Here is a 10610-nt window from a genome sequence, read left to right on the forward strand (position 1 = left end):
TTCAATGGATCTAGGATGACTATCCAATTACACGAACGAATTCTTTTTATTTTTCAATATCATATTTCCATTCTTTCATTCCGCCGGAAGTATTATATATTTTGGTAAACCCATTTTCCACTAACATTTGTGAGGCTTCCTGGGAACGGTTTCCGCTGCGGCAGACAATGATATATGGGTTATCCTGCTCCAGTTCGTCCAAACGGCTTTCAAGTTCCTGCAATGGAATAAGCACAGCTCCTGGAATATGTCCCTCATCGTATTCAGGCTGTGTACGTACATCTATCACCTGCACATTTTCGTGATCCATTATTTTTTTGGCTTCATCCATGGTAATCGTTTCATAATCGTTATGACCTGTGCTGCAGGCGCCAAGAACAAAAATGAGTCCCAGGAGTGCACGGGCTATTTTTTTCATATTTTATCCCTCCTTATACCCCGTCTAGTATATAATGAATGATAAGCCATTGCAATGTTTGAATCTGGCCGTGTTTTGAAACAGGAAAATCACCAGCATAAATCGAAGGTTAGAGAGTGAACCAGATAAAGGGTATAATACAGTCTCACGAAAACACAGGAAAGGGGAAGTAGACATGAATGCGGGCAAACAAAAGATTGGTTTTATTGGAACAGGCGTGATGGGAAAAAGCATGGTCCGAAATCTGATCAAGGAAGGTTATCCGGTGTATGTGTATACCCGAACGAAATCGAAGGCAGATGAGCTTTTGCAGGAAGGGGTCCAATGGTGCCATTCACCCGGCGAACTGGCACACAAATCAGAAGTGGTGATTACCATGGTTGGTTACCCGAAGGATGTTGAAGAAGTGTATTTTGGTCCAGATGGGATTTTGGAACAAGCAGAGCCGGGTACATATGTCATTGATATGACGACCTCCAGGCCATCTCTGGCTGAAAACATTTATAAAAAGGCAAAGGAAAAAGGGATTCATGCGCTGGATGCCCCTGTTTCGGGCGGCGATGTGGGAGCCAAAAACGGTACCCTTGCCATCATGGCTGGCGGAGATCGGGACGCATTTGAAGTGGTGAAACCGATTTTTGAAGTACTGGGATCCAATATTGTTTTACAGGGCCCGGCCGGTGCAGGACAGCATACGAAAATGTGCAATCAGATCACAATTGCATCCAATATGGTTGGGGTCTGTGAAGCTCTGGTCTACGCGAAAAAGTCCGGACTAGATCCGGAAATGGTACTTAAAAGCATCAGTACAGGAGCAGCGGGCAGCTGGTCCCTCAGCAATCTGGCTCCCAGAATGTTAAAAGGGGACTTTGAGCCAGGATTTTATGTGAAACATTTTATTAAAGATATGGGCATAGCCCTTGAAGAAGCGGAACAAATGGGAATCGATACACCCGGGTTAAAGCTGGCAAAACAGCTGTATGAGGAGCTGGCTGACCAGGGGGAAGAAGACAGCGGAACCCAGGCATTATATAAATGGTTTGCGAAAAGGGGATTAGTATGAAGAAAATTTTAGTTTTAGGGGGGACCCCATTTTTCGGGAAGCGGCTGGTTCAACGTTTACTGGACAATGGAGCGAATTCAAAAGGGTGAACCGATCAGCGTGATACATCCAGACGCCAGTTACAGTTTTGTTGCTCATAAAAAAGGTCCCTGCCTGGATGCAGGGCCTTTTTTCAGTTTTATCATGTTCCTGACAACACATGCCCTTCCCTGCAGGTAATGTGGTATTTTATGCGGGGGTGACGGGACCTTATGTTTCTTAGATGGTCAAATATGAATGATAAATATGACAAAATGAGATTTTACATGATATTCACAGGCGAAAGTTAAAAAAAACAGGAAAATAAATCAAAATTTTGCATGCTGTTGATTGGCAGAAAGTCAATTTTCAATTCGTTCACAATTGATATATTTATGTTAAAATAGGATCATTCCAAACGACTCTTTGAAAGGAGGGTGGAAAACATGGACGAGCCCATTGCAAAACAGATATTAGAAGAACTTCAGTCTATGAAAGGTGATATTCGTGAAATCAAATCGGACATCAGTCAATTAAAGTCCGATATCAGCAATCTCAAATCGGATGTCAGTCAGCTTAAATCGGATGTCAGCAATCTCAAATCGGATGTCAGTCAGCTTAAATCGGATGTCAGCAATCTCAAATCAGATGTCAGTCAGCTTAAATCGGATGTCAGCAATCTCAAATCAGATGTCAGTCAGCTTAAATCGGATGTCAGTATCCTAAAATCAGACATCAGCAAGTTAAAAACAGACGTTCGTTCACTGGATCGCCGAGTTACCAGCATGGAGCAGGAACTTCCCCTTATTCAATCTCAGCTTGAAGAAAATACAAAAATGATTCAATCGGTCCGGGATAACCAGCTTGAACAGAGAAGCCAGCATGATGCCATGGTTCATGAACTGGCTCATATGAAAAAGGAAATGGAAGCAATCAAATTAAGAATGGTGACTAAAGAAGACCTGAAATTCTATGACCAAAAAATCGGAGAGCATGACCGGGATCTTTTTAATTTAAAACAAAGAGCATCATTTTAATATACAGCTGTACTGGTAATTTTATCGCAGCTCCGCAAACGTTGAAGAAATTTGTTCAATAGCCCCGTACAGGAACACCGCATAAAACATCCTTCATGTACCATTTTGTTAGCTCAACCGTTTATATTTAAGAAAAAAGCCCCTGTAAGCATACAGAGGCACATAGTTAAGGTTCTAATATTCCATTTGTTTTTTCCATGTTACTCCTCTTTCCAAGAGGGTTTCGATCAATTCCTTCCCCACAGGTGGAGCATAATAATAGCCCTGTGCCCAGTGACATGAATGGGTTTTAAGGAATTCGAGATGCTCTTCAGTCTCCACGCCTTCCGCAACAATTTCCAGTCCCATGGTCCGGGCAAGGCTGATAATTGCTGCTGTAAGACGGGCAGTCTGTTCATCGTCGTTGACATCCCAAATATAGGATTTGTCGATTTTGAGTGTATCGACTGTGATGGTTCTTAAATATCCAACAGATGAATAGCCCCTCCCAAAATCATCAATGGCAATGCGGAAACCTAATGATTTTAACGATTGAATCGTTTGAATGACCATTTCATCATTGCTTAACGCTATATTTTCCGTGATTTCCAGCTCAAAATCCTTCGAACAAAGCTTATATTGTTTCAGTAATGCTTTTACAAAAGAAATAAAGTCCGGGTGCTGTAGCTGTAACAGCGAAAGATTAAGATTCATTTGAATGCTGGTATATCCTTTCTGATGCAAATTTGTCAGTTGTTCACAGGCTTGTTTAAACAGCTGCTGACCGATTGGAATAATTAAACCATTTTCTTCGGCAATCGGTATGAATTCTCCGGGAGGAATATATCCAAGCTCTGGATGATCCCATCTGGCGAGGGCTTCCAGTCTTTCAATCTCCTCTGTTTCTAGGTTGATAATGGGCTGGTAATTTAATTTGATTTCATGATTTTCAACGGCATTGTGAAGCAGCTGTTCAATTCGAGTACTCCACAGGCGTTCTTCTTTCAGTTTTGTTGTGTAAATCGAAAATTGATTTTTGCCTTTGTTTTTAGCCTGGTACATGGCCATATCTGCATGGCGGATTAAGGTCATTTCATCATCACCATCATAGGGATACAAACTGATCCCAAGACTGGTAGTTACATAAACTTCCTTTTTCTCTAAAATAAACGGCTTCTGGAAGGCTGTTATGGTCTTTCTGGCTTCATGCTTAACCCTGGAAGGATTACCTGTATACAGGATGGCGAATTCATCACCGCTTAAACGGGCGACAAACTGATCTGGATGAATAGCCTGAAGCCTTCTGGCTACTTCCTGCAGCAGTTTGTCCCCAATGAGATGCCCCATGGAATCATTAATATTTTTAAAGTTATCAATATCCAGATAGAAAATGCCCAGGGAGCTGTTTTCGGATTTTACCTGAACCAGATCCTTTTTTAAGCGCTCAATAAAATAGCGGCGGTTTGGGAGTTCAGTGAGGGCATCATGATTGGCCTGATACGTTATTTTTTCGTGATATTTTTTTCGTTCGGTAATATCCTGAAAAACAATGACGGTGCCTAACACATTGCCATGCTCAATCATCGGCGATACTACGTAGGCAACAGGCAATTTGCTTCCGTCTTTTTTGATAAAATAATCATCTTCAATCCTGTGAGCTTTTTTGTGTTTAATGGTCTGGTGTATCGGACATTCATCAGCTACCAGACTGATCTGGCTTCCCTTAATATGTTGATAAATTTGATTGTGCAGTTGTTTTCCCATCAGCTCTCCCCGGTTATATCCGAGAAGTCGTTCGGCTTCTGGATTGATGAAGATGGTCCGGTACTCCTGGTCCAGGACGACAACCCCTTCGCCAAGGGAGGCAGTGATCGTCTTCAGTTGTTTTTCGTTTTTTCTCAGAGCTTCTTCGGTTTTTTTCTGAATATCATATGGTTCTTTAATTGTTGCTACATAAATTCCCTTCATAAAGTAGACATAGCCGATCACTTTATATAAATGCCCCAAAAAGTTCTGGAAATCATATACACTTAAATAAGTCGTAAAGACAATCTCCCCAATAAATAAAAAGGATAAAGCGAGAATTAAGTCAAGGTGGGATTTTTTTCTGCTGGTCCGATAATGTTGAAATAAAACCACAATGGTCAAAAGGTGCAGAATATTGACGGCATATTCAAGGGTGTTTTTTAGAGGAGTTGTTCCAGCACCTTCATGAACTAAAATAGGAAGCTGATGCTCATATTGAATGATCAGAATAGACCAGCCCAGAATATAAAGGAGAGACAGCATAAAAAGCACGGGTTTAAAAGGTCGGCTAACGTTTTTATTAGGCAGTGCTATGATGATAAATAAAAAGACGGCCTGGGTTAACCGGGCTGTAATCCAGAACCAGGTGGCCTTTTGGACAGAACTTTCAAAGGTGAACAAACCAGGCATCCCATTATAAAAAAGGGTATGTAACAGATCAAGTATCCCCACGGCTAAGAAGGTGGAAGCAATGAAAATCCGGTATCTGGAGGATTGATGGGGAAAAATCATCCATCCCTGAATGGCGATCGATATGGCAATCGCAATGCTGATGAATTCTAAAATCGTATGTAAAGACAAATAATGACGGGTTTCAATCGCGAAAAATATGGAATCTTTTAAATAAAAAAAGAAGAGAAAAAAGGACAGACCCACCCCGACTACAGCAAGAAACGTTCTTTCCTGTTCATGAAGTGACACACGTAAACCTTTCATTTGACATCCCCCCTGATCCCTATATTTCTATTTTAAGGGATCATTTACCTATACGGTGGGGAAAATTGTTAAAAAATGTTGAATTTTAACCAGTTTGCGAGTGGTAAAAAGGACCCGAAATTGGGTCCTCATTTTCCTTCCTATCCTTTTATTCCCTCAAGCCATTCGTGGTAACAAGCATCACAAAGGGTTTGTTCCTCCTCGTTATTTTCCCGAATAAACGACACATAATGGACAGCATCGTTCTGGTTCAAGGCGTTTCCACAGTAAAAACAACTTTCAGCCATCCAGTATCCCTCCTTTTTATTTAGGATGAAAACCTTCTAGGAAAATATGTGAAGGTGTCTGTTTCTGGCTGAAAATTTTGCTGGCATAAAAGGAGAAATGTAACAGAGGACGGATGGTTTATTTCTTTTACTGATTTATTGGAAAACCCAACCTGTATTTGGTTCCCGATCTCGAACCTGGCTATATCGATTTCTTATGATGTTTTTGACCACCAATCCGAATTTGCCTGATATAATAAAAAAACTGCCGATTATCATCGGCAGTTTTTTCTCCCTGATCAACATAAGAGCAGCAGATAAAGGTACATTTAGTTTTCAGGGATGACATTACTTCTGGACTTTATCCGTGTTGATTTTAAAAGGTACATACAGGGGACAGAACCGGAAAAATGCAGTTAAAAGCGGTATGAATCCAATCAGTCCTATATACTTTAAGTTTCCTTCAAGGATGAAATAGAGTGAGAAAAGCACAATAGCAATCAGGATGCGAATAACCCGATCGGCATTTCCGACATTTGCTTTCATTATCAACACCTCCCAGAGGACGTCATTTATTACAATTTCATTATAATATCTTTTTTAACCATGAACGATTATTCTGATCAAAATTCACAAAATTTACACGTTTTCTATTTGCACTTTTCCATTAAAAAAGGCTGAACGGATTTGTTTTCATTCAGCCATAGATTTTTGGTGGTATGTGAAAACATGTTATATGTTATGTGGATCTAATTTGTCCCTGAGGATTGATGACAACAACCGATTAAGACTTTACAGGAATAATCAGACCATAACCGGGATAGAGAACATCCGGGGAAAAACCTGGACGCCTCCGGTTAACCTCGATAATTTGTTGTATGGACAGACCGAATTGGACGGCAATAGAAGCGAGACTGTCACCTGATGAAACGACATATATGCGGACTGGCAGCTCAACAGGTGTATTGGAATAAATGACATCAGGGTTAGAGATCTGAGGGTTTAACCTTAATATCTGCTGGATATTTGAACCAAAACGGGTAGCAATTTCGTAAAGAGTATCACCTGGCTTGATAAAATAAAATACCTGATTTGCAGGATTATAAAGGTATGGCACGATGAAATCCTGTCCCGGGAAAATCAAACCGGGGTCTGTAAATGGCGGATAAAGGGCATTGAGCTGTTCGATTCTCTGAACATCGCTTCCCAGTCTCTGAGCAATGGAGTATAGAGTGTCTCCAGGCCGTACGGTATAAATAAAAAAGGTTCCCTGTGCTACAGGCATGAATACTCCTCCTTAGACATATATCTTTGTAACATGATATACATCCAGGAAAAAGATGGTGCTTTTCCAGTCAAAAGAATGTTCTTGGTTTTTCAGAATGAAGCAACAGGAATTACCTCAAAATTTGCCGAATGGTATAATATCAGGGAAAAGATTTCCTGACCAAGATCTTTTAGATTTGAAAATAGGTTGTGTATGGATGATAACCAATCCATCTTATCATTATTGCATGCAATTTGCTAACCATCATGTTAGGGAAGGGACAATATATGAATGTATTAACGATCTTATTGAGCATATTTTTTATTTTAAATTTCTTTTTTGCAGGGATTGTTATATTCATGGAAAGAAGGGATGCCAGCGCAACCTGGGCATGGATTTTGGTCTTGTTTTTTGTACCATTGCTCGGGTTTATCCTGTACCTTGTTTTCGGTCAAAACTTAAGCCGAAAACGGCTTTTTGAGTGGGATGACATCCATAAAATCGGTATTGATCATATGATTTCAAAGCAAATAGACGCACTGAAATACCGTTACTTTAGTTTTATTGACCAAAATGTAGAAGCTTACAGAAGTTTAATATACATGCATCTCATCAACAATGATGCTCTATTGACCCAGGATAATGAAATACAAATTTTCACGGACGGCAATGAAAAGTTTGATCAGCTATTTCAGGATATCAGACAGGCAAAGGATCATATTCATTTGCAGTACTATATTTTCCGCAATGACAACCTGGGAAAGCAATTAATATCCCTTTTGACGGACAAGGCGAAAGCGGGCGTCCGGGTACGGGTTTTATATGATGATATGGGTTCGAGAACCCTTACCAAAAGAGCATTTAAACAACTGATTCAGGCCGGGGGGGAAATTGCCGCCTTCTTCCCGTCACCGATTCCTCTGGTCAATTTGCGTCTGAATTACCGAAATCACCGTAAACTGGTGATTATTGACGGGCAGATTGGCTATGTAGGTGGTTTTAATGTCGGGGATGAATATCTCGGGTTGAAATCGAAATTCGGATACTGGCGTGATACCCATCTTCGGATAAAAGGAAGGGCCGTTCATACAATGCAAACCCGATTTATTCTAGACTGGAACCAGGCAGCGGATGAAAGAAAAATGGGGTTTGCGGAGCGTTATTTTCCAGAAAGCCGTCCAGCGGGCAATGTTTCTATGCAGATTGTCACAAGCGGACCTGATGAGGAGTGGGAGCAGATCAAACATGGGTATATCAAAATGATTGCATCTGCCAAAACATCAATCTATATCCAGACTCCTTATTTTATCCCTGATGCAAGTGTCCTGGATGCCCTGAGAATTGCCTCTTTATCCGGGGTTGATGTAAGAGTGATGATTCCAAATAAGCCTGATCATATGTTTGTGTACTGGGCGACCCTTTCTTATGCAGGCGAGCTGTTAAAGACAGGTGCTAAAATATATATTTATGATAATGGTTTTATCCATTCAAAAATGATTGTTGTGGATGATCAAGTCGCATCCGTAGGAACAGCGAATATTGATGTCCGCAGCTTTCGACTGAATTTTGAAGTCAATGCCTTTATTTATCATAAGGAGACGGCTAGAAAACTAACGGATATTTTTCATCAGGATATGGAACTGGCCAGAGAACTGACACTCGAATCATTCAGACAGCGCCCCCTTAAGATCCGCTTTAAGGAATCGATATCCAGGCTTCTGTCACCCATATTATAGGTGAATCGACAATTTCCCGGGAAATATTCGCCCTTTAAAACGGTGTCTAATGGCATCTGTTGTTTAGAAAGGAGGAGAAGGGTCATGTTTGTAAAAATGTATCAATATTATATTCATCCTGAAAAAACTGAACAATTTTGGGCTGTTCAAAAAAAAGCCCATTCCCTTTATACAAAGTATGTCCAATATAGGGTTCATTTTCTCCACGACGAAAAAAACCCATCAAGGTGGCTGGAAATTCAGTATTATCCAAATCAGGAAAGCTATGAAAAAGGACAAAGGCTGGTCAATGAAGATCAAGAAATAAAGGAATTGTGGAAGGCATTTCAATCTGTTCTTGACCCGCGTTATCAGATCATCCAGGAAGAACAATTCTCGTCTGTTGAACTTGATGGGAATGGGGAGATGGAAATGGGATAATGGACAAATGGGAAGGTGCGGCGGCGGTATGTATCAACGATGAAGGAAAATGACTGATGGTTCTTCAGGGAAAGCCAGATGAAGAAAAAACGTGGTCCATCCCCTCGGGAGGAATGAAGGTTGGAGAAAGCCCGGAGAAATGCTGCGAGAGAGAAGTGTTTGAAGAAACAGGCTATCGGGTAAACATCCTGAAAAAACTGTGTGTAAAAAGGACATACACCGAACACATACAGGTTATCGTTCATTATTTCTGGGCAGAAGTCATCGGCGGAAAATCCGTCATTCAGGATCCGGATGAATTAATTCATCAAGGGACTGGAAGACGAAAGATGAAACGGAAACGTTAAATCTATCTTATCCTGAGGATCGGGAGCTGTTGATTCACGTTTTTAACAGGTATTCTGGTTTGAGGGAGGAAGAAAGGTGAAAAAATTTTTTGAGCAATTTAAAAACCCCCGTGGTTTTCTTGGGGTGATGGCTAGTAAAATCATGGCCCGTTCTAACCGGGAACTGAATGAATGGACGATCTCACTGCTCAATTTAAAGTCAGATGACCATGTACTAGAAATTGGCTATGGACCGGGGATAGGCATTGAACAGGTGGTTCGTTTTGTTCCCGATGGATTTGTGTGTGGGTTAGATTTGTCTGAAGTCTCCTTTAAAGAGGCGAAAAAAAGAAACAGAAAAGCCATTGAAAATCATCTTCTCGAACTCCGGATTGGCGATGTTAGTGAACTCCCTGCCTTTTCAGTGAAATTTGATAAGATTTACTCGGTTAATTCCATTCATTTTTGGAATGAACCGGTACGAGCCCTCAGACATTTAAACCATATCATGAACCCCGGCGGCCTGCTCGCCTCGACCATCCAGCCGAGGGAAAAGGGAGCTACTGATCAAACCGCAAAACAAATGGCTGCACAGATAAAAAAACATATGGAGGAAGCCGGGTTTGAAAATATCGATATCAAGTCAAAAGATATGAAGCCCGTTTCAGCTGTATGTATACTGGGAAACCGAAGCTTATCCGATTAAATGGCTGATCAGAACCAGGAACGAATAGTACACTACCTATGCCCCCTGCTATTAAAGCAGGGGATATTTGTCTTGATTCGGAACTTTTAAACATGAGCGGATCTGTATCATCTCCTATGGATTCTGCTGCAGCGCACAGTACCCTGGCTGTATCGGTCCTCTGCAGCGAAAGCAGCCTCCTCGCAGGTCTTCCAGCCATTTTTCGGATTTTCGGCGCATCGGCCTTACCTAAAAACTGGCTGATCCGGGAAGAATGCGGTATGATATGATCTGGAATGAGATTTATGACTGGATCTAGAATATATTCGGATACCACTCAGGAGGACAACTATATGAAAGAAGTTATTTTATCCTTGTTTTCAGGACTGTTTGTAGGCTTTTTGTTTGCACTTTTAAGACTGCCTATTCCTGCTCCCCCCGCACTGGCTGGAGTTGCAGGGATTGTCGGGATATACCTTGGTTTTAAGTTTTTTCAAATGTTTTTTAACTGAAAAAAAAGCCAGCTGCCTGGAATGAGCTGGCTTTTAAACAATTTTATGGTTCTCCGCAACAAAATGTGCTTGATTCTTCCTCTATCGTATGATTGCTTTCAAATGCTAGGCTGGTTGCTGACATTCCATGCGAATACGCAT

The 10610-nt window shown here is 41.1% G+C and carries 12 protein-coding genes and 1 pseudogene; 8 read left to right on the plus strand and 5 right to left on the minus strand.

The window, feature by feature from the left end; genetic code table 11:
* Positions 1-46: 46 nt before the first annotated feature.
* Positions 47-418, minus strand: a complete 372-nt coding sequence (locus EDD68_RS12950; RefSeq protein ID WP_132372714.1) for a rhodanese-like domain-containing protein — start codon at positions 416-418, stop codon at positions 47-49.
* A gap of 175 nt (positions 419-593) precedes the next feature.
* Here EDD68_RS12950 and EDD68_RS12955 point away from each other — a divergent pair, with 175 nt between their 5' ends.
* Together EDD68_RS12955 and EDD68_RS12960 are read left to right on the plus strand one after the other, a co-directional pair.
* Positions 594-1481 (plus strand): NAD(P)-dependent oxidoreductase, encoded by an 888-nt coding sequence (locus EDD68_RS12955; protein WP_132372715.1) that lies wholly within the window; start codon positions 594-596, stop codon positions 1479-1481.
* A 464-nt stretch (positions 1482-1945) separates the two neighbouring features.
* Positions 1946-2536 carry a hypothetical protein gene (locus EDD68_RS12960; RefSeq protein WP_132372716.1) on the plus strand — a complete coding sequence of 197 codons (591 nt, stop codon included), beginning with the start codon at positions 1946-1948 and terminating at the stop codon, positions 2534-2536.
* Between the two features lie 174 nt (positions 2537-2710).
* On the opposite strand, the gene EDD68_RS12965 is transcribed toward EDD68_RS12960, so the two are convergent.
* The 4 genes from EDD68_RS12965 to EDD68_RS12975 form a co-directional block, all read right to left on the minus strand.
* Positions 2711-5257, minus strand: a complete 2547-nt coding sequence (locus tag EDD68_RS12965; RefSeq protein WP_132372717.1) for a bifunctional diguanylate cyclase/phosphodiesterase — start codon at positions 5255-5257, stop codon at positions 2711-2713.
* 140 nt (positions 5258-5397) lie between these two features.
* The gene (locus tag EDD68_RS15335) at positions 5398-5544 is read right to left on the minus strand and encodes a hypothetical protein (protein WP_165902184.1); all 147 of its coding nucleotides are present in this window, start codon (positions 5542-5544) and stop codon (positions 5398-5400) included.
* Positions 5545-5871: 327 nt separating this feature from the next.
* Entirely contained in the window at positions 5872-6069 is a 198-nt protein-coding gene (locus EDD68_RS12970) for a YgaP family membrane protein (RefSeq protein ID WP_132372718.1), read from the minus strand.
* Between the two features lie 238 nt (positions 6070-6307).
* Positions 6308-6808, minus strand: a complete 501-nt coding sequence (locus tag EDD68_RS12975; RefSeq protein WP_132372719.1) for a LysM peptidoglycan-binding domain-containing protein — start codon at positions 6806-6808, stop codon at positions 6308-6310.
* 269 nt (positions 6809-7077) lie between these two features.
* Here EDD68_RS12975 and cls point away from each other — a divergent pair, with 269 nt between their 5' ends.
* The 6 genes and pseudogenes from cls (at position 7078) to EDD68_RS13000 (ending at position 10469) form a co-directional block, all read left to right on the plus strand.
* Positions 7078-8526 (plus strand): cardiolipin synthase, encoded by a 1449-nt coding sequence (gene cls / locus EDD68_RS12980; protein ID WP_132372720.1) that lies wholly within the window; start codon positions 7078-7080, stop codon positions 8524-8526.
* Positions 8527-8610: 84 nt separating this feature from the next.
* Positions 8611-8946: a hypothetical protein gene (locus EDD68_RS12985; RefSeq protein WP_132372721.1), complete on the plus strand. Its 336-nt coding sequence runs from the start codon at positions 8611-8613 to the stop codon at positions 8944-8946.
* Positions 8947-9002: 56 nt separating this feature from the next.
* Positions 9003-9373: pseudogene (locus tag EDD68_RS12990) on the plus strand (NUDIX domain-containing protein).
* Positions 9370-9978 carry a class I SAM-dependent methyltransferase gene (locus EDD68_RS12995; RefSeq protein WP_132372722.1) on the plus strand — a complete coding sequence of 203 codons (609 nt, stop codon included), beginning with the start codon at positions 9370-9372 and terminating at the stop codon, positions 9976-9978. The pseudogene EDD68_RS12990 and the gene EDD68_RS12995 overlap by 4 nt, the downstream one beginning before the upstream one ends.
* 92 nt (positions 9979-10070) lie before the next feature.
* Positions 10071-10247 (plus strand): hypothetical protein, encoded by a 177-nt coding sequence (locus tag EDD68_RS15340; RefSeq protein WP_165902185.1) that lies wholly within the window; start codon positions 10071-10073, stop codon positions 10245-10247.
* Positions 10248-10310: 63 nt separating this feature from the next.
* A complete protein-coding gene (locus EDD68_RS13000) occupies positions 10311-10469 on the plus strand; it encodes a XapX domain-containing protein (RefSeq protein WP_132372723.1) in 159 nt (52 codons plus the stop codon).
* Positions 10470-10610 lie beyond the last annotated feature (141 nt).

Source organism: Melghiribacillus thermohalophilus, assembly GCF_004342905.1.
GTDB classification, from domain to species: Bacteria; Bacillota; Bacilli; order Bacillales; family Alkalibacillaceae; genus Melghiribacillus; species Melghiribacillus thermohalophilus.

Excerpts from the sequence above, each read along its gene's own strand:
- EDD68_RS12950 (WP_132372714.1), bottom strand. The coding sequence starts at position 418 with ATGAAAAAAATAGCCCGTGCACTCCTGGGACTCATTTTTGTTCTTGGC.
- EDD68_RS12955 (WP_132372715.1), top strand. The coding sequence starts at position 594 with ATGAATGCGGGCAAACAAAAGATTGGTTTTATTGGAACAGGCGTGATG.
- EDD68_RS12960 (WP_132372716.1), top strand. The coding sequence starts at position 1,946 with ATGGACGAGCCCATTGCAAAACAGATATTAGAAGAACTTCAGTCTATG.
- EDD68_RS12965 (WP_132372717.1), bottom strand. The coding sequence starts at position 5,257 with ATGAAAGGTTTACGTGTGTCACTTCATGAACAGGAAAGAACGTTTCTT.
- EDD68_RS15335 (WP_165902184.1), bottom strand. The coding sequence starts at position 5,544 with ATGGCTGAAAGTTGTTTTTACTGTGGAAACGCCTTGAACCAGAACGAT.
- EDD68_RS12970 (WP_132372718.1), bottom strand. The coding sequence starts at position 6,069 with ATGAAAGCAAATGTCGGAAATGCCGATCGGGTTATTCGCATCCTGATT.
- EDD68_RS12975 (WP_132372719.1), bottom strand. The coding sequence starts at position 6,808 with ATGCCTGTAGCACAGGGAACCTTTTTTATTTATACCGTACGGCCTGGA.
- cls (WP_132372720.1), top strand. The coding sequence starts at position 7,078 with ATGAATGTATTAACGATCTTATTGAGCATATTTTTTATTTTAAATTTC.
- EDD68_RS12985 (WP_132372721.1), top strand. The coding sequence starts at position 8,611 with ATGTTTGTAAAAATGTATCAATATTATATTCATCCTGAAAAAACTGAA.
- EDD68_RS15340 (WP_165902185.1), top strand. The coding sequence starts at position 10,071 with ATGAGCGGATCTGTATCATCTCCTATGGATTCTGCTGCAGCGCACAGT.
- EDD68_RS13000 (WP_132372723.1), top strand. The coding sequence starts at position 10,311 with ATGAAAGAAGTTATTTTATCCTTGTTTTCAGGACTGTTTGTAGGCTTT.